The 25572-nt window shown below is 41.1% G+C and carries 20 protein-coding genes; 19 read left to right on the forward strand and 1 reads right to left on the reverse strand.

Annotation, left to right across the window (positions count from 1 at the left end):
* The first annotated feature begins 177 nt into the window (after positions 1-177).
* The 19 genes from CSV69_RS07500 (at position 178) to CSV69_RS07590 (ending at position 24326) form a co-directional block, all read left to right on the forward strand.
* A complete protein-coding gene (locus tag CSV69_RS07500; protein WP_085427934.1) occupies positions 178-1737 on the forward strand; it encodes an ABC transporter substrate-binding protein in 1560 nt (519 codons plus the stop codon).
* A gap of 67 nt (positions 1738-1804) precedes the next feature.
* Positions 1805-2722 (forward strand): ABC transporter permease, encoded by a 918-nt coding sequence (locus CSV69_RS07505; protein WP_085427935.1) that lies wholly within the window; start codon positions 1805-1807, stop codon positions 2720-2722.
* 11 nt (positions 2723-2733) lie between these two features.
* Complete coding sequence (locus CSV69_RS07510; protein WP_085427936.1) at positions 2734-3657, forward strand: ABC transporter permease; 924 nt, start codon at positions 2734-2736, stop codon at positions 3655-3657.
* Positions 3658-3669: 12 nt separating this feature from the next.
* Positions 3670-4662, forward strand: a complete 993-nt coding sequence (locus CSV69_RS07515) for an ABC transporter ATP-binding protein (RefSeq protein ID WP_099625414.1) — start codon at positions 3670-3672, stop codon at positions 4660-4662.
* Positions 4663-5685 carry an ABC transporter ATP-binding protein gene (locus CSV69_RS07520; protein WP_085427938.1) on the forward strand — a complete coding sequence of 341 codons (1023 nt, stop codon included), beginning with the start codon at positions 4663-4665 and terminating at the stop codon, positions 5683-5685.
* 9 nt (positions 5686-5694) lie between these two features.
* Positions 5695-6840, forward strand: coding sequence for a M20 family metallopeptidase (locus CSV69_RS07525; protein WP_232319643.1), 1146 nt, complete (start codon positions 5695-5697; stop codon positions 6838-6840).
* Positions 6841-7053: 213 nt separating this feature from the next.
* On the forward strand, positions 7054-8181 hold the full coding sequence (locus tag CSV69_RS07530; protein ID WP_099625415.1) for a PrpF domain-containing protein: 1128 nt from the start codon (positions 7054-7056) through the stop codon (positions 8179-8181).
* Between the two features lie 15 nt (positions 8182-8196).
* Positions 8197-9105, forward strand: coding sequence for a methylisocitrate lyase (gene prpB, locus CSV69_RS07535; RefSeq protein WP_099693075.1), 909 nt, complete (start codon positions 8197-8199; stop codon positions 9103-9105).
* A 30-nt stretch (positions 9106-9135) separates the two neighbouring features.
* Complete coding sequence (locus CSV69_RS07540; RefSeq protein WP_158232624.1) at positions 9136-9813, forward strand: GntR family transcriptional regulator; 678 nt, start codon at positions 9136-9138, stop codon at positions 9811-9813.
* Positions 9814-9972: 159 nt separating this feature from the next.
* Positions 9973-11208, forward strand: a complete 1236-nt coding sequence (locus CSV69_RS07545) for an S-layer homology domain-containing protein (RefSeq protein WP_099693076.1) — start codon at positions 9973-9975, stop codon at positions 11206-11208.
* Positions 11209-11527: 319 nt separating this feature from the next.
* The gene (locus CSV69_RS07550; protein WP_099693077.1) at positions 11528-12601 is read left to right on the forward strand and encodes a glycosyl hydrolase family 8; all 1074 of its coding nucleotides are present in this window, start codon (positions 11528-11530) and stop codon (positions 12599-12601) included.
* A complete protein-coding gene (locus CSV69_RS07555) occupies positions 12585-13445 on the forward strand; it encodes a GGDEF domain-containing protein (RefSeq protein WP_085427944.1) in 861 nt (286 codons plus the stop codon). The genes CSV69_RS07550 and CSV69_RS07555 overlap by 17 nt, the downstream gene beginning before the upstream one ends.
* On the forward strand, positions 13435-15126 hold the full coding sequence (locus CSV69_RS07560) for a DUF2334 domain-containing protein (RefSeq protein ID WP_099693079.1): 1692 nt from the start codon (positions 13435-13437) through the stop codon (positions 15124-15126). The genes CSV69_RS07555 and CSV69_RS07560 overlap by 11 nt, the downstream gene beginning before the upstream one ends.
* Positions 15119-16384 (forward strand): glycosyltransferase family 2 protein, encoded by a 1266-nt coding sequence (locus CSV69_RS07565; RefSeq protein WP_099693080.1) that lies wholly within the window; start codon positions 15119-15121, stop codon positions 16382-16384. The genes CSV69_RS07560 and CSV69_RS07565 overlap by 8 nt, the downstream gene beginning before the upstream one ends.
* 2 nt (positions 16385-16386) lie before the next feature.
* On the forward strand, positions 16387-18486 hold the full coding sequence (locus tag CSV69_RS07570; protein WP_158232625.1) for a cellulose biosynthesis cyclic di-GMP-binding regulatory protein BcsB: 2100 nt from the start codon (positions 16387-16389) through the stop codon (positions 18484-18486).
* Between the two features lie 205 nt (positions 18487-18691).
* Positions 18692-19933: an S-layer homology domain-containing protein gene (locus CSV69_RS07575; protein WP_099693082.1), complete on the forward strand. Its 1242-nt coding sequence runs from the start codon at positions 18692-18694 to the stop codon at positions 19931-19933.
* A gap of 475 nt (positions 19934-20408) precedes the next feature.
* A complete protein-coding gene (locus tag CSV69_RS07580) occupies positions 20409-21857 on the forward strand; it encodes an AbgT family transporter (RefSeq protein WP_198166149.1) in 1449 nt (482 codons plus the stop codon).
* A gap of 39 nt (positions 21858-21896) precedes the next feature.
* Positions 21897-23105, forward strand: a complete 1209-nt coding sequence (locus CSV69_RS07585) for an amidohydrolase (protein WP_085427949.1) — start codon at positions 21897-21899, stop codon at positions 23103-23105.
* A gap of 33 nt (positions 23106-23138) precedes the next feature.
* Positions 23139-24326, forward strand: a complete 1188-nt coding sequence (locus CSV69_RS07590; RefSeq protein WP_085427950.1) for a MalY/PatB family protein — start codon at positions 23139-23141, stop codon at positions 24324-24326.
* A gap of 401 nt (positions 24327-24727) precedes the next feature.
* On the opposite strand, the gene CSV69_RS07595 is transcribed toward CSV69_RS07590, so the two are convergent.
* A complete protein-coding gene (locus tag CSV69_RS07595; protein WP_085427951.1) occupies positions 24728-25384 on the reverse strand; it encodes a carboxymuconolactone decarboxylase family protein in 657 nt (218 codons plus the stop codon).
* Positions 25385-25572 lie beyond the last annotated feature (188 nt).

Here is a 25572-nt window from a genome sequence, read left to right on the forward strand (position 1 = left end):
ATGTGTATATAGGTATAAAGTGATATTGACCGATTTTTGATTATTGTAATAGAATGAACATATTGTCTTTTTTAAATATTATATATTTATAGTACGTTGTATAAGTGATATGGGAATGTTCAAATGTAAGTGCTTACAACGCAAAAAGCAATAGAATAGTATAGGGAGATGATGGCTATGAGTAAGAGGCTAGGTTTATTACTAACATTATTTGTTGCGATGCTAGTAGTATCTGCTTGTTCGGGCGATGGCTCTAAGGACAAAGATGGCAAAAGTGGTAGTAAAGAAAATGAGGACAGTAAAGTGTTAACGGTAGCAATGGGATCAGATATTGTCAGTTTCGATATTCATGATCATAATAATACCTCTACTGAGTCTGTGCACGACAATATGTATAATTACTTGTTTAAAAGAGATGCAGATAATGTTGTTCAACCTGAATTAGTTGAAAGTTTTGAACAGGTAGATGAACTTACAGTTAAAATGAAGTTAAAAGAAGGTGTGAAGTTTCATAATGGAGATGATTTAACTTCAGAAGACGTGAAGTTTACACTTGAAAGAGTAGCAACAGATGAAAAGCTAAAAGAACATGCTAACTATAAGCAAATTAAAGAAGTTGAAGTAATAGATGATTTGACTTTCAATGTAATTACACATGATCCTGAGCCATCATTATTCCATAGATTGTCCAGACTAGGATCTGGTATGTTACCTAAAAACTATATTGATGAGAATGGATGGGATCACTATCTCTCAAATCCAGTAGGTACAGGGCCATACAAGTTTAAACAATGGGTTAGAGACGACAGAGTGGTTCTAGAGCCATTTGAAGATTATTACGACGGTAAAGTCGATGAGTGGGATGAAGTAGTATTCCGTGTTATTCCCGAAAATTCAACACGTGTTTCAGAATTATTAACTGGTGGTGTTGATATTGCAACCAATATCCCACCAAGTGATTGGGACCGTGTTAATGACAACGATGGTACTTCAATGAAAACAGAAGTTTCCAATCGTACACTTTTGCTAATGTTAAGATCAACAGAAGGTTATCCGACTTCTGATGTTCGAGTTAGAAAAGCTATTGACTATGCTATTGATAATGCAGCTTTAGCAGAACATGCATTAAAAGGCGGAGGAGTTCCAACGCGTACAAGAGTTGGCCCAGGAAACTTTGGTCACAACCCGGATTTGTATGATACGTACAACTATAATATTGATAAAGCCAAGGAGTTACTGAAAGAAGCAGGGTATGAAGATGGATTTGAAATGACGTTCCAATCACCACGTGGACGTTATTTACAAGATGCTGAAGTATCCGAAATGATTGTAGGAATGCTTTCACAAGTAGGTATAACAGCGAAACTGGAATTCATGGAGTGGAGTAACTTTGTAGAGATGCGTACTGCGAAAAAGAACGGCGATGCTTACTTACTGGGGTTAGGTAACTCAATGTTTGATGGAGCGTATTCGGTAGATTGGTACCGCGCGGAACGTTTCGAAGGGGAAACAGACTACAAGAATGATGAAATCGAAGAATTGCTTGATCAATCAGCTGTAAACATGGATGAGAAGACACGCGAAGAGCAAATTCAGAAAATCGAAGAAATTGCTGCTGAAGACGTGCCTCACGTAATTCTATATCAGGAATCCATAAATACAGGCGTTAGTGATCGTGTGAACTTTGAACCAACAAAAGATGAAATGATTTACGTACCGAATATCAAACGAAACTAAATAATCTACTGGGGGTTAGGGGAGCTGTATACCCTGACCCCTAGTTTATTTAAGAAGGAGGAAAGCAATGGTTAAATTCTTGCTGAGAAGAATACTGGAAATAATACCTGTTCTTCTAATTATATCTTTTATTGTATTTACTCTTGTATTTGTTGCAGGTAATCCTGTTGCTCTTATGCTTCCTGAAGACGCTTCTACTGAGGATATTATTGCACTCGAAGCCGCGCTTGGGTTAGATCAACCTTTTGTCGTCCAATACGGAAAGTATATGTTAAATCTAGTACAAGGTGATTTTGGTCAATCCTTTAAATACAATACGGATGCATTACCTTTAGTATTAGAGAGGCTGCCAGCCACATTAGAACTCGGTGTAGCAGCACTATTACTGGCTATTATTATTGCGATACCACTTGGAATATGGTCTGCCACGAAAAAGAATACTTCTATTGATTTATTTGCAACTGGTGGTGCAGTACTTGGTAAAGCAATGCCTAACTTCTGGTTGGGAATTATGCTAATTTTATTATTTTCTGTAACACTAGGGTGGCTGCCAGTTTCCGGTAGGGGAACGTTAGCTCACTTAGTCTTACCTGCTATTACGCTAGGTACTGGAATAGCGGCAGAAATGACGAGACTCATCCGTTCAAGTATGGTGGAAACATTGAGTCAAGATTACGTAAGAACAGCAAAAAGTAAAGGGATTCGGAATTTCTTTGTTGTGTATAAGCATGCATTTAGAAACTCACTAATTCCCGTCATTACAATTACTGCATTACAAACTTCTACGCTTGTAGGAGGAACATTAATTACAGAAACAGTATTTTCGTGGCCAGGTTTGGGTCAATTATTAATACAAGCTGTGAATACAAGAGATATGGCAATCGTGCAAGCAAGTGTCTTTGTCATAGCAGTTCTTGTTATCTTGTCGAATCTAATAGCTGATATTTTATATAGAGTTTTAGATCCTCGGATTAAATATAACTAAGAGGTGAATTCATGTCTAATTTACATAATCCTGCGATAAATGGCTCTGAACAAACAACACAGTCGGTAAAGAAAAGTAGTTTCCAAAGATGGATTAGAATGTTGTTGAAAAGTAAGACGGGAACGGTGGGGATGTTGATTGTATTAGCCGTTATATTTGTAGCTGCTTTTGCAAATGTTTTAGCGCCATATGATCCTGCTTTGATCGATCCTACTAAGATATTAAAGCCGCCTTTTTGGTTGGATGGTGGAAGCATTGCGAATGTGTTGGGTACAGATAATTTAGGTCGGGATATACTAAGTAGAATTATTTACGGTTCTAGAGTGTCTTTATTAGTTGGTGTTGCCTCCGTAATACTCGCTGGAATTATTGGGGTAATCGTAGGTTTATTTGCAGGATATTATGGCGGATGGCTAGATACAGTTTTAATGAGACTAGTAGACTCATTTCTCTCTATCCCGAATATTCTATTTGCGCTTGTATTCTTAAGTGTTTTTGGTCCAAGTGTCCCTACATTGATTGTTGTATTGGGGGTAACGAATTGGGTTGCCTACGCACGAATTGTTAGAGGAGAGACACTCTCTATTAAGGAAAGAGAATTTGTTAAGGCAGCCCGTTCAATGGGTGTGAAGAACAATAAAATTATAGGCAGACATGTTTTGCCGAATGTTATCTCTTCATTTATTGTCATCTCCACATTAAGTGTTGCCACGACAATTATATTAGAAGCCTCTCTTAGTTTCTTAGGACTTGGCGTACAGCCTCCTACTGTTTCGTGGGGAGGAATATTAAGCGATGGACGAGATTACTTGGCAACTAGTTGGTGGTTGGCTACGTTCCCGGGCATTGCCATCACCGTAACGGTTCTAGGTATTATTTTCTTGGGGGACTGGTTACGTGATGTGCTTGATCCCCGTTCACAAGGTCGAAGTTAAGGAGGTAAACCAATGAAGGACAATACATTATTAAAAGTGAAAAATCTGCATACGTATTTCAGAACAGAACATGGTTTAATACCTTCTGTAAACGGTGTTTCATTTGAAGTTAAAGAAGGGGAAACCCTCGCTATTGTTGGGGAGTCGGGATCTGGAAAGAGTGTTACTTCACTATCCATCATGGGATTAATTGAGCCTCCCGGAAAAGTGGAAGACGGAGAAATTTTATTTCAGAATAAAGATCTAACAAAAGTGAGTAATAAAGAATATCGAAAGTTACGCGGTAACGATATTGCAATGGTCTTTCAAGAACCACTGAGTTCTTTAAATCCGTTGTTCACAATAGGTAATCAAATTTCTGAATCTATCAAGTTACACCAGAATGTGGATAAGAAAGAAGCAAAAAAAAGAAGTATTGAAATGCTGAACCATGTTGGGATTCCACGGGCGGATAAAGTCTATGATTCCTTTCCTCACACACTAAGTGGTGGTATGAGACAACGTGTAATGATTGCAATTGCATTGTCATGTCAGCCCAAGCTACTTATTGCCGATGAGCCGACAACTGCGTTAGACGTAACAATACAAGCGCAGATCTTAAAGCTAATGAAAGACTTAGCCAAAGAAGAAGATACAGCAATCTTATTGATTACCCATGACTTGGGTGTAGTTGCCGAAATGGCTGATAAGGTAGTCGTTATGTATGCAGGCCAAGTAGTAGAATACACAGACGTATTCACATTATTCAGTAGTCCGAAACATCCATATACAAAAGGTTTACTTGACAGTACACCAAAATTCTTTGACTCGGACGAAAAGCTAGAGTCTATAAAGGGAACTGTTCCTACTCCTGATTCTATGCCAAAAGGATGTAAATTCCATCCGCGTTGTCCATTTGCAATGGATATTTGTATTGCACAAGAACCTACTTTGGATAAAATAGAAGGCCTAGCCGATCAGGATGTCAGATGCTGGTTGTATAATGATAAGGAGGCTGCTATTTAAATGACTAACATACAAACAGTGCCTCTAATAGATAAAAAGGTTCTACTTGAAGTAAAGAACTTAAAAAAGCATTTTGAAGTTCCAGACGGTCTGCGATCTAAAAAGACTTTGAAGGCAGTAGATGGCATTGATTTCACAGTAATTGAAGGAGAGACTCTAGGTATTGTAGGGGAGTCAGGCTGCGGTAAATCAACGACTGGAAATTTACTAATTCATTTGCTTGAAAAGACAGAAGGAACTATTGTCTTTAATGGACAAGATATGGATTCGTTAAATACGGAACAATTTAGAAAGATGCGAGCAGATATACAAATGATATTTCAGGATCCATTTTCTTCATTGAATCCAAGAATGCGTGTTAATGATATTATTGCAGAGCCATTAAAAACACATAAAAAGTTGAGTAGAAAACAACTACGAGATGAAGTTTATCAACTAATGGATGCTGTAGGATTAGATCGATCTTACGCTAGACGTTACCCACACGAGTTTAGTGGTGGACAAAGGCAAAGGATAGGAATCGCCAGAGCCATAGCATTGCGCCCGAAATTAATTATTTGTGATGAACCTGTTTCTGCATTGGATGTATCCATTCAAGCGCAGGTTTTGAATTTATTAATCAGTCTTCAGAAGGAATTTAACTTAACATTCATTTTCATTGCACACGGATTGCCTGCTGTAAAGTATATTAGTGACCGTATCGCAGTTATGTATTTAGGGAAAATTGTAGAAATCACAACAAAAGATAAATTGTTCAATCGACCAATGCATCCATACACAGTAAGCTTAGTTTCAGCAGTTCCCCTGCCAGATCCTTTTAGTAGGGATACTAGAGAACGTATCATTTTGGAAGGCGATATGCCAAGTAACGTGGATTTACCTTCTGGTTGTAGATTCCATACAAGGTGCCCATTCGCACAAGATAAATGTAAAGTAGATGAACCGGCATTGATAGAGAGAGAGACAAATCATTTAGTGGCGTGTCATTTCCCGTTAAATGTGGAGAATATTATAAGTAATTAATTGAAGGGAATGAAATCTGTGAAGAACTACTTAGTCGACAAAGAACATGAAATGCTTGCATTAATTGAAAGACTTGTAAATATCGATTCTGGATCTCATAACAAAGATGGTATCGATGAGGTAGGTAGAATTCTGAGCGAAGAATATAAGAAACTTAATTTTACTGTAGAGGTAGTAAAGGAAGAGAATAATGGTAATAATCTACTGATTCGGCATAGTGATTCTAAGGAAACGAACTTAATTGCTGTAGCGCATATGGATACTGTTTTTAAAGATGGCACAGCGAGTGAAAGACCATTTAAGATAGAAAATGAGCGAGCGTATGGGCCAGGTGTCATTGATATGAAGTCGAGTCAAGTTGCCCTGCTTTACGCTATAAAGGCATTGAAAGAGAATAACAAACAAAGTTTCAAAGACGTTCGTATTGTATTGAACAGCGATGAAGAAATAGGTTCTGGTACTTCGCGTCATCTGATCGAGCAGGAAGCGAAAGGGAAGAAGTATGCTTTAATTATGGAACCGGCTAGAAAAGATGGTTCATTAGTTAGTTCACGTAGGGGTGGGGGCAGATATACTTTATTTGTGAAGGGAAAAGCTGCTCACTCAGGAATAGAACCGCAAAATGGAATTAGTGCAATTGAAGAAGTTGCATATAAAGTACTCCAGTTACACGCACTAACTAATCATGATGAAGGTATAAATGTCAGTGTAGGTCTCATTGAAGGTGGAGATTCTGTAAATACAATTGCGCCTTCTGCTGTAGCGCATGTGGACGTTAGAATCAGTAAAATTGAACAGGCCGAGTTTATAGATGAAAAGATTCGTGAAATCTGTTCGAAATCAGATGTTGAAGGTACAACTATCGAGTTAACGGGTGGATTAAATCGCCCACCAATGGTAAAAAATGATGAAACGATTAGTTTCCTAGATATTATCAGGGAAGTTGGAAACAAAGTAGGAATAAATATAACGGATATAGGTACTGGTGGAGGATCGGACGCGTCCTTTACTTCTGCACTTGGTGTTCCTACAGTCGACGGATTAGGTCCAGTCGGGGGAAACCCACACAGTGTAGACGAATATTTAGAAGTACCTACCCTAGTAGAAAGAACAAATCTTCTAGCTGAGTTAATTGAAAGGTTAAGCGAAAAGTAATTACTATAAAAATACATCTACTATGTAGGTGTATTTTTATTATGATAATAATCATAGTATCCCTCATTCTACTAACGATAGAATGAACCTATTTTGTTATAATCACCATACATAGTGATTGAAAGTTTTGGACATAATTAAGTTGCGATATTGTATAACTGTATACAATATTGTATGCTTGATTTATAAATGAAAAGGAAAGGTGGTTACAAAATGGATCAATTTACAGTTCCATGTATTATCTATCGTGGCGGTACAAGTCGTGGCTTGTTTTTTCATAAGCAGGATTTACCTGAAGATCCATCCATACGGAATAAAATATTTTTAAAAGGCATTGGTTCAGAAGATGCATCTCAGATTGATGGCCTAGGTGCAGCTACGTCACATACGAGCAAAGTAGTCATCATAGAAAAGAGTCCAGATTCTTCATCGGATATATTGTATACATTTATACAATTGGGGATTGGCGATGATACAATCGACTATGAAGGAACTTGTGGGAACTTGATGGCGGCGGTTGGAGCCTTTGCGGTAGATGAAAATTTAGTAGATGTTGCAGACGGGGCAGAGCGTATAGTCGTGAAAGCTTGGAGCACGAATGTGGAAAAGTTGATCGAAATCGATGTACCTCTTATAGAAGGAAAAGCAAAAGTTATGGGCGACTATTCCATCTCGGGCATCAAATCTCCAGGTGCGAAGTATGTTGTTTCTATTCTGAACCCAGGTGGCGGGAAGACAGGCAGCACATTGCCCGTCGGAGCTAGGAAAACTAGTGATGAAATGGAGTTTTCATTCGTCGATATCGTCAACCCGTTCGTTTATGTGAAAGCGAATGATCTTTCATTGACAGGGACTGAATTAAACGCAGAAATTACGAACCATCCTGAAATTTTGCAACGGCTTGAAACGATACGGGAGATCGGCACCGTTTCTGCTGGTCTTGCGGATACGGTGCAAGATGCGCGTGATTTGTATCCGGCCATACCGAAAGTCGCTTATGTCGCAGCGCCACAGGATTACAAAACGTCTGGTGGCAAACTCATCAGAAAAGAAGAGATCGATATACTGGCACGTATGGTGTCGATGAAAAAAATGCATCGGACATTTGCGGTCAGTGGATTATTAAATATAGCGGCGTCATGTGTATTAAAAGATACGATTCCTTATGAGTTATCCACTGTGGATAAAGATATTCAAGACCAAGTGATCCGAGTCGGACATCCGGAAGGGGTAGCCGAAATTCGTGTGGGGAAAGATCCTGACTCTGAAGACATCTTATATGTAGGCTTAGATCGAACAGCGAGAAGAATAATGGATGGGAATTTATATATCCCAAATTAAAGAGGAGGAATTACGATGAGTTGGTTAGTACGTGATAAGAAAGAACATCCGGTAGTCCAGTTGAGAGAAATGCTTGAGAATGAAAAGGGGATCATTAAGATTCCAGGAGCGCATGATGCAATGGCTGCATTGCTTGCACAGAAACAAGGCTTTGGCATGATTTATTTATCAGGTGCCGCGTTAACAGCAAGTCTCGGTATGCCGGATCTTGGAATCGTGACATTAAATGAATTATCGCAACGTACACGTGAAATCACACGTGCTACTGGCATGCCGATGCTTGTGGACGTTGATACAGGTTTCGGAAGCATCTTGAATGTCACGCGCACAGTCTATGAAATGGTTGAAGCAGGGGCGGCTGCGATTCAAATCGAAGACCAGGATCTTCCGAAGAAATGTGGTCATTTAAATGGAAAGAAATTGGTGACGGCTGAAGAAATGGTCCAGAAGATTAAAGCGGCACGTAAAGCAGACGCGGATTTAGTCATCGTTGCTAGAACAGATGCGAATGGTGTGGAAGGCTTTGATGCGGCGATCGAGCGCGCAAAAATGTATCATGACGCAGGAGCGGATATCATTTTCCCGGAAGCGATGAAGACGGAAGAAGAGTTTAGAAACTTCTACGATCAGACGAAATTGCCATTGCTTGCGAACATGACTGAGTTTGGCAGAACGCCTATGTATACAGCAGAACAGTTCGAAGATATGGGGTATAAGATGGTGATTTATCCTGTGACTTCATTGCGAATTGCGGCGAAAGCAATTGAACGCCTGTATAAAGAATTGTATGAAACAGGTACGCAGTCTGCTTTGTTGGGAGATATGCAAACACGAAAAGAGTTATATGATACAATTTTATATGATCAGTACGAAGAATTGGATGAAACGATTTCCAAAACCGTACTGGACGATTTATACAAGTAAATCCAGATAACGGCAGGTGTCGATCGTATGATGACAAACAAGAAAAACTCCACAATAGATACAGTATATGAAGCGATTAAAGAGAAAATTGTAGAGATGGCCTATGAGCCGAATGAACATTTAATCGAAGAAGTGTTGTCCACGGAGTTTCAGGTAAGTAGAACTCCGTTGCGACAAGCTTTGTATCGATTGGAGCTCGAAGGATTAGTCTATAAAAAAACAACAGGCAGGATCCACGTAGCGGCATTATCAAAAAAGGAAGCAGAAGAGATCTTCTACGTACGGGAAATTCTGGAAGGGCTCATCGCACGTCTAGCGACCATCCATATTGCTGCACATCCTTCAAAAGAAGACATCGTTCATAACTTGCAAGACGTAATGCTGCTGATGCGTAATGCAGCAGAAAGTGGGCGACAAGCCGACGTTGTCCGTTATGGAAACGAGTTTCATAATATCCTCGAAGTGCATAGCGACAATCAAACCGCAGTCAATATGCTGCGCCAGATTAAAAGCAGATTGGCGAGATATCGTCGTGTCGGGGTGTATAAAGATCCTGAGTATCCAGCGACGAAGCCAGTTGATGAGCATGAAGAAATTATGAATTTCGTAACTAGCGGAAATGCAGAAGGCGCTGAAACAGCGATGCGCGCACATATTATGCGGAGTTTGCAGAATACCATTCAGGCGTTGAGTTATTTACGAGGATGATAGGAATCCATTTGATCATGATTTTATGATTGAGTGGATTTTTCTGTTATAGATCCTCTACAAAGCGTTCTAAATACCCTACAATAATAGGATGTTCATTGGTATTATGTAAATAACTAGTCATGACTAGTCTACTAACTATTAAGGGAGTGGAAGAGTATGAAAAAAACTTTACGAGTTCTAGTATGGACAGCGTGCATGTTGGCTTTATCGCTAGTTTATGCAGATTCCAATGAAGCGTCGGCGAAAGAGTTCAAAGATGTATCGAAGAAGCATCCGAACTACACGGCCATTCAAGAGATGCAAAAAGCGGGCTATATCAATGGGTATCCTGATGGAACGTTCCGCCCAAGTGAACCAGTCAGTCGTCAACACGTCGCCTCGTTGCTTGATCAAGTGTTGAAGTTCCCGCAACCGCCAACGGATAAATTGGTTTTTGCCGATGTGCCGAAAAACCATATGTACTATACGCCCATCATGAAGTTATACAACAAGGGAATCATTAGTGGAGGACTGGACAAGAAGTTTAATCCGAATGCATCCATTACACGAATCCAGATGGCGAAGATGCTCGATTTGGCATTTGACTTTAATATGAAAGAACCTGCAATTTTTGAAGATCTAAACTTCTTGCACTGGGGATACGTCCATGCAAGTGCGCTGTATGCCAATGGCGTAACGAAAGGCGATAACGGAAAGTTCTTACCGAATCAATCCGTTACACGTGCGCATTATGCGGAGTTTTTATATCGCGCTATGAAAGTGGGGAAAACGCCTTCTAGTAGTGTGGTTAGTAAAGAAAAAGCCGTTGATTTGACTATGCGCCTTCCTGTTGTGATTGAAGGAATTCGCGTTCAAGGAAAGTTGGATAAGCAAACATACAGCCAGCTTCGTTCAAAGCAGTTGCCTTATGCTACAAAAGCATTTGTCGAGGGGTTGTTAAAGGACGATTACCCGGATGTATGTACACATTGTGATTCATTTTTATTCCCAGATTTAACAATTGAACCTTCACTGCGTTTCGAATATACGCAACCAGATGCCAAGACACTTCAAGTGCACACGATTTCATTACGTAATATGTTATCGTCTGCTAGTTATGTTCATTACGTGTTCAAGAATGAATCAGGTATATGGAAAATGGACGATTATTCAGGTGAGGACGTTGGGAAAAAGAATTTTGAACTGACGAAAGAAGAAGCTAAGCGTGTAGTGGAAATGAATTATCGCTACTCTTCAAAGGTTAAGGTAACGTATGTTTCACAAGCGAAAAAGACAGGCGAAGATTATGCAACGAAAGAAAAGTATCCATTTACTGAATATAAATTCACTGTAGACACGGAAGACGGTCGGGAAACGGTTGTTGTGAATTCAGACGATGGCTTTACGTACTGATCCAAATCTATGGATAGACTAAGAGAAAAACTCCTACACCACAAGAAAGTGGATTGTAGGAGTTTTTTCTTTGCTGAATAGTTGCTCAGTTTCTATACTATTTTTTAGCATAAAGACATATAGTCACAATGATACTACTTAGTAACCTTCATGCGATTCCAAATTATAGTATATAATAATCGACTAAAAGGAAAGGACTTCATAATTTGAATGAAATAGTAGTTCCATCCTCATAAACTATTTAGCATAAGTAGTCATGTATTTAATTAACAAGCATATGGTACCGAGTATTAATTAAATGATAGAGAGGGCGTGTAACATGAAAAAATGGATAGGGATTTTAGCTATTGTGTTATTGGCGTTACTAGGACTCAAATATTACACGCTCTTTACTAGTAAGCCGCCTATTAGTCAGGAAGATGCTCCGTCGACTGAACAATTCGTCCGGCATCACTTAATGAAGACCGATGGAAGAATTGCGACGGGTTTGACATCACGGAAAGAGGAGTACTTATCTGAGACGGTAGGTTTATGGATGGAATATCTAGTGCTCGCGGATGATCAAGTATCTTTTGATCAACAAGTGGATGTGCTGAAAAAGTACTTTATGACGCCTGATGGATTGATCGCTTGGGAAGTGAAAGGGAAAAAGAAAGCCACTGCCAACGCCTTCATTGACGATATACGGATTATGAATGCTCTCTATGATGCGGAAGAGAAGTGGTCGGATTCTTCCTATCTTACAGTAGCAAAGAAAATAGAAAACGCACTTGTGGATTATCAAATCAATCAAAATATATTCGTTGATTTTGTAGATGTGAAAACGAAGGAACAAGGACAACAACTCACGCTGAGCTATTTAATTCCATCTGCAGTAGACAAAATGAAAGCCTGCGACAAGGAGGCGTATGAGCAAACACGTTCATTATTAACGAACGCGCCAAATAACTCTCTCGGCTTTTTGCCCAAAACATACGACCTGTCGACGCATAGTTATATATTTGAAACAGAAGCGAATATGATCGATCAGCTATATATGGGCTATCATCGTGCGCAGTGGGAAGGGGACGTTTCTAAATTAGTGGAATTTGTCCGTCAGACATACGCGGATGAAGGGAAGTTATTCGGTCGATATGATCTGAATGAAGGAAAGCCCATAGTGGAGTTTGAAGCTGTATCGGTCTATGCGCTGGCGATTCTACTTGCGATTGAAACTAAAGAGGATGAGTTGGCGGTTGCGCTTTATAAAAATATGAAAGCGATGCAGCAAACGGATTCGAAACAGCCTTATTACGGAGGTTATATTGATGTAGCTTCAAAAAGTACGCATCCGTTTGATAATCTTTTAGCCTTGATTGCTGAAAGGAAGGGGTATGATGAAGGGATTTTTTAAGCAAGAAACTAAAACACTGCTGTCGCTTTCATTTTTAGTAATCGGCATGCAAGCTGCGGTATTTTACTTTGTGCAACAAGGGCAGACGGGAATGTTGCTGTCCGTTTTCTTACTGTTACTGACGGTTTTGGCGCTTCTAGCGGGTCCGGTCATTGCGTTGATGGGCAGTGTGTTTTCCATTTTCATCATGGGCACGTTGTTGATCATACTCTTTTTACGGCCGGATACATTCATTAGACCATTGACGGTTTCGTTGGCAGAGTTGCTGATTTTCGGCTTTGTGCTGTTGTTGACAATTCTAGTGGCGGGTGTCATTCATGATCAAATCGTCCAACAGAATCACTATACACGTAAATCGGAGAAGGAATTGCGGGAGTTGGTTGCTGTGGATTCTGAAACAGGTTTCGATAATCGTCATCGTATGGAAAGTGAACTAGACATGGAGGTTGCTAGAACCAATCGGTATGGCGGCGCGTTTACGCTCATCGTATTAAAGATGGATTTCCTTGAAGAATTCCATAATCTTTACGGAGACAAAGAGCACATGTATTTGCTAGCTTCTCTCGCGGATCATATGCAGTCCGTCATCCGTTTAACGGATAGGAAGTTCCGCTACGACGACGATCGCTTTGCTCTATTGCTAACACATACGGATGATGGGTCCATTGATATCGTGTATGAAAAGTTAAGGAAGTCGCTACAAAATCATCAATTACTTAATGAGAAGTATGTCACACTGACGTTTCGTGTAGCGCATGAAATGTACATGAAAGAGAAGAACATGCGAGGGCATGTGGAATTGATTGAGCGACTGGAAAGTGAGATGTTGGCTCGTGAACTATAAACTTCTAGTTTTCGTGTCGTTCGTGCTGTTGCTGATTCCTATTCCCGCACAAGCGGATTCATCTGATCGTCTTTTATTGCTGTATATGACTGCTAACGGAGAAATGAATGACCGTGTTGTTATGGCGGAAGCGAATCTAACGGCTTTCGTCGACGCGATCGATGTGATTGCAGCTGAAGACATCGAGCCGGGGACTGTAGAAGCCTACCAACATGTCGTGCTATTCGGCGATACCATCGGGACAATTCCAGAAAATCTACAGCGCGAAATGCGGCAGTTCAACGGAACGGTACTGGCATTTGGATATAATGCGGATCAACTGCCACAGTTTCAAAAGTGGGATTTCCAGGAGGATCAACGCATCGCTAGTGTCGAAGGGCAACTGCTCGATGCAGTGAAATCCATTGTCCACGCGAGTCCGCCGAAAAATGCGACACGACTAGCGGAAGCAGAAACAATTGAACAACGTATACCATTCATCGTGCAGCATGAAAATATTTCATTTATTGCTACAACCGCATTCAGCACAGAAGAAAAGTATATTTTGTCACGTGCGCTCTATGATGTTTTTGATATAAAGCCGCCGCCGACACATCCAACATATATTCAGCTTGAAGGCATTACGCCGATTTCTAAAGTTCAAGATATTCGAGAAGCGGGAAGGTATTTGGCGGAGCGTGACATTCCTTTCATCCTATCCGTCAGGCCAGTGCATGTGAACGCAAAGACCTCTGAAAAGGTGGATTTGTCTTCCAATAAAGAGTTAGTAGAAGAATTGAAATCACTTCAGGCAAGCGGCGGTATCGTGATTGTCAATGGCTATAATCATAGCTACCGTTTAAATGAACAGTTTATCGGTTACGAATTTTGGGATATGAAGCTGAATCAACAGATTGGCGCTTCACCGATCGACGACTTGCCGTCACCTATTCAACCTCCTACCCTATTTTCGTCGGATCAAGCCTATGCGAACTATCGCGCGGCAGATCTACAGGCAGAATCAAATATAGTTCATACAAAACAGCGACTCTCAATTGAAAGTCTGCTAGACGTTGGGCTTTATCCGTTAGGTGTGGAAATTCCGCAGTATACGATGAGTGCGAATGGATACGTAGCTACTTCCGAGTACTTTAATGCGATGTTCGGCAGGATGCAAGTGAGCGATACGGACGGCCGCTTGATCAATATGCCACTATTTATCACAAAGCCGGGAAGATTGTCGGGCATGACGCTGTACCCGGAAACAATCGGTTATGTCAATGTAGATAAGTCGGAGCCGTTTGAAGACATGGAGCAAACTATAAGGAACGTGCAAGCGGTACCTGGTTCAGCAATCGGCGGATTGTATCACACCTATATCGGTGCATCGTATTTGCCTGAAATGGTTCGGCTTATGGAATCGGTGCCTGGCATGGAGTGGGTGGAATTTTCCCAAATGAATCTTAGCGTGCAAACACCTGATAGTAAAATTCGCTACACAGAAGAAGGCGTACAATCCACGTCCACTATTACAAAACGGCAGAAGCTGGTGAAGACGATTAAGGAAAATCCAGTCAATGCATCGCTCTGGGTGATCGTCGTCGTGGTTGTGTTATTTCTAGTAGCGTTTGCGGTGTATGTGCTCAGTCTGCGGTTACGATTAAAAAAACGTCTGTTTGAGGAGCGTGATCAGCTTGATTAATATACTGTTTTATACATCGTTATCATTAATCTGGATCATGTTGCTTTATCATATGTTCCTCATGCAAGGCGGGTATCGGCATTATCGTTCATTTGAAAAAGTCATTCCGCAATGGGAAAAAAACATGGGAGAGCTGCCAACTGTCGCAGTTTTTATTCCTGCACATAATGAAGAAGTTGTCATTGCACAGACGCTAAAGGCGATGTCACGACTTTATTATCCGAAAGATAAGCTTGATGTGATCGTCATCAATGATAATTCATCCGATAGAACGGGAGAAATTGTACAAGAATTTACGGAGAAGTTTCCTTTCATTCGTATGGTTGTAACAGAACCACCGAATAAAGGAATCGGTAAGTCTTCTGCGCTAAATGAAGCGCTGGCTCAGTCGGAAAGCGAATTTATAGCGGTTTATGATGCCGATAATACGCCCGAACGGATGGCGGTTTGGTATTTGGTCATGGGGCTGCTGAATGATCCGAAGGCGGGTGCTGTTGTCGGGAAATTCCGTGTCATCAATGCGAAAGAAACATGGCTGACGCGTTTCATTAATATCGAAACAATTTGCTTTCAGTGGATGGCACAGGCTGGACGCTGGAGATGGTTTAAAGTGGCGACGATTCCCGGTACGAACTTCGCCATTCGCCGATCTATCATGGAGCAGCTTGGTGGCTGGGACGTCAAAGCGATGGCAGAGGATACTGAGCTGACGATCCGTGTCTATAATCTTGGCTATCACATTCGCTTCTTCCCAAAAGCAGTCACATGGGAACAGGAGCCTGAAACGCTGAAGGTTTGGTGGAATCAACGCTTACGCTGGGCGCGTGGCAATCAATACGTCGTGCTGAAATTCATGACACAGCTTTTTAAATTAAAACGTAAACGCATCGTCTTTGACCTGTTTTATTTCTTCTTTACTTACTTCTTATTCTTCTTGGGTGTCATCATTTCGAATACGATCTTCGTCGCCAGTCTGTTCTTCGATATCCAGTTAGGTATCGGAAATGTCGCGCTTGTATTATGGGGACTCGCGTTCTTACTATTCATTGCGGAAGTGACGATTGCGTTGAGCATTGAACGAACCGAAATGACCCGCAAAAACTTCTTTTATATCTTTTTGATGTATTTCACGTATTCGCAGATGTGGATTATCCTTGTCATGCATGCGCTTTTTCTAGAAACGAAACGAATGATTCTCGGGCAAGAAGCGCGTTGGTATAAGACGGAGCGCTATGTCCGCAAGAAACCGGGGGAATGACGATGAAACCAGTACTCATGTTGCTGTTGGCGTTGGCTTTGACGTTTACATTCACGGCTACCGACAGTGAAGCGTCTCTTCGTATAGAACAAATTCAGATTGACGCAGACCGTTCGACAACAACGCGGCAACCTATAACGAATAAAGTCATTGAATTACAGGGGCCTGAACAACAAGTGTCGTTCTTCTATGAGATGAAATCAGATAGTACGGAACGAGATCAGGAATTCGTTTTGCGCTTTCAAAATTCTGAGCTATTGATGGCTCCTTCGTCGCTCACTGTGCAAGTCGATGGCAAGCCGATCACTTCGCAGCCATTAAATGGAGAGAAGGAATCCAAAGAGTTGGTGATTCCGTTACAGAAAGAAGCGCTTACGCAAGGAGTGCACGAAATAACGGTACAATTTTACGGCGTCATCAAGGAAGGCATTTGTGTAGAACAAGGCACATCCGCTAACTGGTTGGCGATTCAAGTAGATTCCTATTTACAACTAAGTGGACAGCAACCGTCTGACAGATACTTGGCGGACTATCCTGCAGCATTCATTGGGAAAGGGAAGTACCCCGTCGCGATTATCATTCCGCAGAAAGCATCGGTCGAGACGCTCGACAGCGCATTAAAGGTAGGTGCGTTCTTGTCTGAATCGACAGACGAGAAATTCCCTATACAAATCAAGCGCGAAGATGATGTGGAATCATTATCGTCAAATGTGATAATTATGGGTGCTATAGATGAATTCTCAAGCTCCGCTATGAAGAGTCTACTAAAACAAGCTTCTTTAACAGCGGTTGAAAATTCCATGATTTTGTCCTACGAAACCATAACGGACGGCGAGGGTCAAGTCGACGCATTACTCGCTATTTCAGAAACTCCAGCAGCGCTAGGGGAAAGAGTCTCTGTACTGACAGAACCGAAGTTATATGAACAGATGACAGGTAGACAGTTCCGCGTTCGTACGATGCCGGTTCGTCATTCCAAAGAGACGGGAAACACAGTGAAACTCAGTCAATTCGGCATAGAAGATATAACACTGAATGGTTCGAATCGTGAGAGCCAGCAATTTTTTCATTACACACCGTTCGCCATGGATAAAAATCGTCAGGCTGTACTTGAATTGCATCTGAAGCGCTCAGCGCGTGATACAAGTGAAACGACCGCAACAGAAGAAGTGTTTAGAGGACCTATCGAATTAACGGTACTCGTCAATGATGTACCGCATTCAATAAATTTGGATGACATGAGTGATCCGCAAGAGGGGGTCTATTCCGTGCAGTTGCCGATTGATAAGAGTGCAATGAAAGAGAATCGCATGATCAGTTTGCAGTTGCAGGCCAGTGGATTGATGGCGAAAAACCCATGTGTGACGACGGATCATAATCGTTGGATTTATATCGAAAAGGATAGTTTTATCACATTCCCGAAAGAGAAAACGGATAGCGAGAATTCTCCTTCCATTGCACAGTTCCCATCTCCATTCGTGGATGAAGCAGATGAGGCATTAGTCGTTCTACCAAAGACTACTGTCGCTGATGATGAACTCTTGTATTTATATCGCAAGCTCTATGTAAATTCACACCCGATGAATTGGAAGCTCGCGGATGGCGAAGAATTGAAGGAAGAAGAATTGAAAAGCCAGCACGCGTTATTTATGGGTGGTCCTAGTGTGCAACCGCTGTTGAAAGCGAAGCAAAAAGAGCTTGCTGTGTCGTATGCTACAGGTAAGCCGGATCTGGCAGCGCTCGGTTTCATGGAAGGTTCATCGAAGTCGGTCAGCTTTATACAAAGAAGTTTGTGGGGCAATTCGAATCGTGCAATGATGGTGATCGATTCATTGACGGCTGAGTCGCAGATTGACCGTCCGCTTGTGGATTTCTTACAGTTGACGGATGACGTGGCGACTGTGGCCGTGTTGTCGAATAATCGTAAAGTCTACACGAATGCCTCTCAGATCGAAGCTGCGAATAGTACGGCGGGTAATAATACCGCAAAGGCATCTGCTAGACCTTCCGTTGGCTGGTTGGTAGGGTTTGGCATATTGTTGGCAGTAGCTATTGTGAGTGTGTTCGTCGTGTTACGTCGACGCCGGCGCGGAGTAGAATAAAGGAGTAGGAGGGTAACATGGAAGCCAACACTTGAGGTTGTAATGTACAACTACGAAAACGTTCCACTGGATTGAATACTCCCAGTGGAACGTTTTTAGTGGATAAGTAACAGATTATTCTAATAATGTATATCAAACTAGTTAGTTACTTGGTAGTATGGTAGTAGGAGACTGTCGATGAATAAAATATAAAGGGAGTGAAAGCATGAAGAAGATGTTCAGGATTGGTTTATGGACGTTACTGTTGCTTGCTTTGTCGTTTGTTCATGCCGGAATCAATGAAGCGTCCGCAAAAGAGTTCAAGGATGTATCAAAAAAGCATCCGAACTATGCAGCAATCCAAGAAATGCAAAAAGCGGGATTCATTAATGGCTATCCTGACGGGACTTTTCGTCCGAATGAGCCGGTAAGTCGTAAGCATGTGGCGGTGTTGCTGGATAAAGCGCTGAAGTTGCCACAGCCTTCTACTACGCAAGCTGTTTTTACAGATGTGCCGAAAAGTCATGCGTATTATACACCGATCATGAAGTTATATGATCAAGGAATTGTAGGTGGCTCCAATGGGAAGTTTAATCCCGAAGCTTCTGTTACCCGTATCCAAATGGCCAAAATGCTGGATTTGGCATTTGAATTCAATATGACAGAGCATGCGGGTTTTTATGATCTACTTGTGACGCACTGGGGATATGTTCATGCGAATGCATTATTCTCCCAAGGGGTAACGAAAGGGGATAACGGACAGTTTAAGCCGAATGACAAAGTGACGCGCGCGCATTATGCGGAATTCCTGAATCGCGCCATTGCCGCACGAGCTGCTCAGCCGGGTGGTGCAAAGATGAATAAAGACGACGCCTTGGACAAATTAAATCGATTAACCTCATCAATTGAACGTGTTTTCGTGCTAAGCAAAGAGAACAATCAAACGTTCACTAAAGCCCGCCCAGAATTTCTTCAATACGCAACGGCAAGATACGTGGATGACGTCATTGCAAAAGTGTATACAGGAGAGTTTGACTATTTGCAGTATGTAAATCATCCGTTGCACTCTGAAGTACGTTTGCGATTCGATTTCTCGCAACCCGACGCAGATGTACTACATGTTGAAACGATCCAATTCAGAAATATAAACGACGACACGGGCGGATTTGTGCACGCTGCATTTACGCGAGAAAAAGGACAATGGAGAATTGCCGATTACGATGTCGAGTATCCGGGGACTAAGAATTTCCAACTGACAGTAGACGAAGCGAAGTTTGCGATTGAAGACGAGTATAAGCGTCATGGTTTCCAACAGGTACAAGTGAAATTCGTGTCAAAATCTCAAGTTACAAGTCAAGACTATTCCACTCATGAACCTTATACATTAGATCAGTATAAGTTCACGGTGGATAGCAATATCGGTCGCGATCATGTGACGTTCCATTCCGATAGTGGTCTGATGTATTGATGGTGTGTTACACAATCGTAGACTAAGGTGAATTCAATTCTATGTAGAGTTTATCGTGTTGTCTGAACTATAATATAGTCTCCTAATCGATACAACAAATCAAAAAGCGGTTCACTGAAATTACTCAGTGGATCGCTTTTCCTTACTCAATCATTAGTATTAAAAGAAAAATAGAAATAATAGAATATTTGCTATTGACAGATTTCAGTATTCAGAATAGTCTAGAATTAGAAAGCGCTTACAAAAATGAAACATACGAAGGGGAGATGAAATGCATGGGAATGCTTTCACTACGTAACATAGTTAAGGTGCTTAAGCGATAAATGACAAGCTACAATGATTTTTTTATGTCATTGTTAAGGTGCTTAAGTGACGAAGAGTAATTAAGATAAATATGCTGTTGGTTTTATTAGTGAATAACAAAATTGCTTTCAACGTATTCAAATAGATACTAATCAAAGGAGTGAAAAACATTATGACAAATGATGTCAACGTGGAACAAACGCCAAATGAAGAGCTGAAAAAGAAAAAGAAGTTAAAAATGCCTCACTTACTCTGGATTATGTTCAGCTTATTGTTACTAGCAAGTTTGGCTACATATGTAATTCCAGCAGGGAACTTTGCTGTAGATGAAAATGGGGTAATACTAGGAGACCAGTTTGAATATATAGGTCATCAAACGCCTGTAAGCCCATGGAAGATGATGATGTTGTTCCTAGATGGATTGAATCAATCAGGTACTATTATTTTCCTTGTACTAGTTGCCGGTGCTACAATCAGCGTTTTATTGGCGTCGGGTGCAATTGATAATATTTTAAACTGGGCTATTTTCAAACTGAAGGATAAAGGATTGGGTCTTCTTGTAAGTGCGATGTTCATCTTAATCGTATACATCGGTGGATTTGCTGGAAGTGACGCATTGATCGCATTGGTTCCGATTGGTGTAATCTTTGCTAAGAAGCTAAAGCTCGATCCACTTGTTGCTATTGGAATTACAACTTTCCCAGCTTTGATTGGATTCGGTACCGGACCACAGGGGCTATTCATTCCTCAAATGATGATTGAAATTCGTCCTTATTCCGGATTTGGTGTCCGCTTTATGCTCATGAATTTCTTCATGATAATCGGATTATTGTATCTAATGCGGTACATCAAAAAGATTCAGAAAAACGAACAGTCCTCTTTAATGTATAAAGATGGCTGGAGAGCCAATTTGATTGGCAAGATCAATCTTGAAGATGAAATCAAGGAAGAAAAACTTAAATTGACAAGCATTTTTGCGTTGGTCGCGTTCATTGTTCAATACTTAGTGATTATAGGTTACTCCGCGTTTGGTGGAGATCCCGAGTTCCTTTACAACTTTATCATTGTGATTAATATACTTACAGCTATTGTAATTGGTTTATTGACTCGTATGTCATTCGATAATTTAGGCGAAAGCTTCTCGAAAGGCCTAGCTGCCATGGCATTTATAGCCTTCATCATCGGATTGGCTCGCGTAATGTCACTGATTTTGACACAAGGTAATATCTTGGACACGATCGTTGCTACGTTGACAGCACCATTGATGAATATCAACAAGAGTTTCGCGACAATAGGAATTTCCATGATTGTTTCGTTACTCAATCCGCTCGTCCCGTCGGCTACAAGTAAGGCGGCTATCTTAATACCGATCATTCAGCCAATTGCTGAAACACTAGGTCTAACAAAGCAAGTTGCAATTCAAGCTTTCCAGTTCGGAGATGGATTCACGAATATGGTATCACCTGTTCTTGGTTGGACGATTGGTTCTTGTGTATTGGCTGGCGTTTCATTCTTTAAATGGGTTCGTTGGGTATTGCCTGCTGTGATTCTATTCTTACTTCTAAGCTTTGTTATTTTGTATATCATGACCACTGTTGGTTGGACAGGCGGAGCTATTTAAATTAGTGAACATAAAAAAGATTGAGGGAGGACGAAATACATGATAACTTCAACAAATGTAAATGAATATGTAAAAAACAAAGCAAGGGAACTGGAACCGGAGACGATCAAGGTGCGAACATACTTGTACGAACGTCCGGAGTTGAGCAGTAAAGAATACGAAACATCCAAGTTTCTAAAAGAAGAAATTACGAAGCTGGGATTAGTAATTGAAGATGTACCGGGGAGTACAGGATTCACTGCTTTGCTTGATACGGGTAGGGAAGGGAAGACACTTGGCATACGGGCGGATATTGATGCACTGCCTGTAACAGAGAACCCGATGAATATGGCGGGACCAAGAAAGTATTTCTCGAAGAATGAGAATGTCATGCATGCATGTGGACATGACGGGCATATGTCCATCGTCTTATCCACTATCAAAATTCTCGAAAGCATGAAAGACTCTCTAAGTGGAAAAATATACTTCATCTTTGAAGAGGGAGAAGAAATCGGGAGTGGTATCGATGCTATGATCAAGCATCTTGAAGGCAGGGGCATTGAAGCGATCTATGGAAACCATTTGGCATCATTCATGGATAGCGGTACACTCTGCGTAGATGAAGGACCGAGAATGGCAGGTGCAATTTTAGTTGATTTTGCCGTGCATGGTAAAAGTGGGCATGGTTCTCGTCCCGACCTTTCCATCAACCCATTGTTCGCAGCTGCGAATATTTTAGTTGGACTGACAAACGCATGGGCCAATCAGATTGACGTAACAAAGACCGTGACACTCGGTCTGACTCAAATACATGGCGGAACTGCACTGAATATTATCCCTGAAAAGATTGATATTGGCGGCTCTTTACGTTTCTATGATATGGATGAGGGAAGAAAAGCATTGGAGCTCATGAAAAAAGTAATTGATTTGACTGCCCAAGCACATAATTGTCGAGTGGAATTCAAGGAGATATTTAAAATTGCATCTGATCCCGTCATGAATGATAAACAATTGGCAGAGCTTGCCCAGAACGGCTTTGAAGAAATTTTACCAGGCTCCGTCGTTCACGATATCAAGTGGTTTGCGTCTGAATCATTTAATAAGTATTCAAAGATTTCTCCTATTGTATTTGTGTTTGTCGGTGTGCGTGATGAAGAATACGGTAGTGGTGCGGAACATCATAACGATCAATTCGATATAGACGAAAATGCGTTGGTAAACGGTGTGATGGCAACAACTAAATTTGCTGTAGACTTTTTAATGAAGTAAACAGTAAACATCAATAAAAGGGAAGTGCTGATTATGAAATACGATTTTACAACTAGAATCAACAGAAAAAATGCAGGTTCACTGAAGTGGAATCAAATGTATGAATGGAATCCAGATGTGTCTGAAGAGGTAATACCTTTATCCGTAGCGGATATGGAACTGAAAAACCCGCCTGAAGTAATTGAAGGGTTGAAAGAGTATCTGGATGAGGCTGTACTTGGATATACAGGACCTACTGATGGGTTTTTGAATGCTGTCGTCAATTGGCAAAAGAAGCGTCATAATTGGGAGATTAAAAAGGAATGGATAGTGAATACGGCTGGCGTTTTGCCTGCTTTTTACACAGCGATTCGCGCATATACCAATGTAGGAGACGGTGTCATTATCTTCCGACCGGTGTACTATCCATTTGGTGCAGCCATTGATGATAATAAACGCACAGAAGTGAATGTGCCTCTGTTGTATCAGGATGGAGAGTACACAATTGATTTCGAGGCGTTTGAAAAGGCGGCTGCTGATCCGAAGAACAAAATATTGATCTTCTGTAGTCCGCATAATCCGGTAGGCCGCGTATGGAAGAGAGACGAACTTGAAAAGGTAGCAGAAATAGCAGTAAAACATAGTCTATACGTAATCTCAGATGAAATTTGGTATGACTTTGTTATGCCAGGCTATACGCACACCGTGCTAGCCACTGTAAATGAAAAATTGAATGATTTACTCATCACCTGTACAGCGCCATCTAAATCATTCAATCTAGCAGGCATGATGAACTCTAGCACGATTATTTCGAACGAGGAATTACGTGAGAAGTTCCGTCATGAGCTAGGGATCGTCCGCGGAGACCTAGTAGGAATCCTAGGGTATAAAGCGTGCGAACTAGCGTATACGAAGTCTGAAGCATGGCTGGATGAATTATTGAAGCTACTAGATGTCAATCAGCGACTTGTACATGAATACTTCAAAGAGAACTTCCCGCAAATCAAAGCACCATTAGTGGAAGGGACGTATCTTCAGTGGCTTGACTTCCGAGAGCTGGATATGACGAACGAAGAGTTGGAAGAATTCTTGCATATGGAAGCTGAATTCTTTACGGACGAAGGATACGTATTTGGAGAAGAGGGCAATGGATTTGAACGAATTAATATTGCTCTGCCAACAGATGCACTTGAAGAAGCGCTGCATCGTTTAGGAAAAGCGCTACAAAGGAAAGTAAAGTAAGAACAAAAGCAGTGGACTGCCGCATAATCGGCTGTCCACTGCTTTTTACTAGTATAATTCTTTTGCATGGAGCAGTTTCAGATCGGTTTTGAATAAAAAAAGCACTAGGAATATAATAAGTAGCATGCCTTGTGTAAAGACTGAGATCGCAACTGTGGCGTTCAGGATGAAAAAGTGCATGAAGGCAGGGTGTTGCGACTTCATATAAGGACACCGAATAGTTGCGTATAGTTTCTGAGATGAATGATGAATCAATGAAAAACCGGTGTACCAGATGCATAAGGTACGCCGGTTGTCATAGTTGCACATGAATTACAGGTCCGATGAAGCGACCACTTCTCCCGTTGCATGATCAGTAAAAATGATTTCCATATCTACATCTCTGTTCGGTTGAGTTTTCATTATGCATCAAAACTATTGAGAGCGTTTACACTATGCGCAAGCGCTGATCCTGCTTTTAGTGCCGTCGCAACAAAGATAGCCTCTGCCACTTCTTCTTTCGAGATATCCATCTTTTTAGCGTTGGCAATGTGAATTTCGATACAATATGGACAACCCGTCACGTGGGCAATAGCGATGGCCATAAGTTCTTTATCTTTTCTATCGATCAATCCGGGTTTCATAGCTGCTTGATCGAACTGATTAAATGCACGGAATGCTTCTGGACTTAGGTCTTTGAATTCCATGAACCTTCCTAGATTAGACTTTTTATAAAGATCTTCATTATCTGCACCATCATAGGATTGGAGGGCATTCAAACCATGGGCCATAGCAGAACCTGCCTTTAGAGACGTAGCAACGAGTACCGCTTCCGCTAGTTCTTCTTTCGTGACATCCAGCTTCTTTGCTGAAGTTACGTGTGTATCGATACAGTAAGGACAACCTGTTACATGTGCAATGGCGATTGCCATCAATTCTTTTGTCTTCTTTGGGATCAATCCATCCGCCATCGCCAACTGATCAAATGCAACAAATGCCTTAAAGGTATCGGGTACCAGCTTGGCCATTTCTGGCAGTCGTTTCATATTGGATTTTTGATACAAAGTGTCTTGGTTCATAGTTTCTCCTCCCTAGATGTGGTGATACATTCGATAGATGAGTAGATTTATCCAGTTACTGTTTGTAGTTGAGTAACAGATAGATAACAGACAAAAACTAAATGTTGTCAGTGTCTTTGTACTAATCAAAATACTCTACTCATTTATAAGTTTAGCACCTTAACTGTATGGGGGCAACTGTTATTTAC

Source organism: Sporosarcina sp. P26b (assembly GCF_002743245.1).
GTDB classification, from domain to species: Bacteria; Bacillota; Bacilli; order Bacillales_A; family Planococcaceae; genus Sporosarcina; species Sporosarcina ureae_C.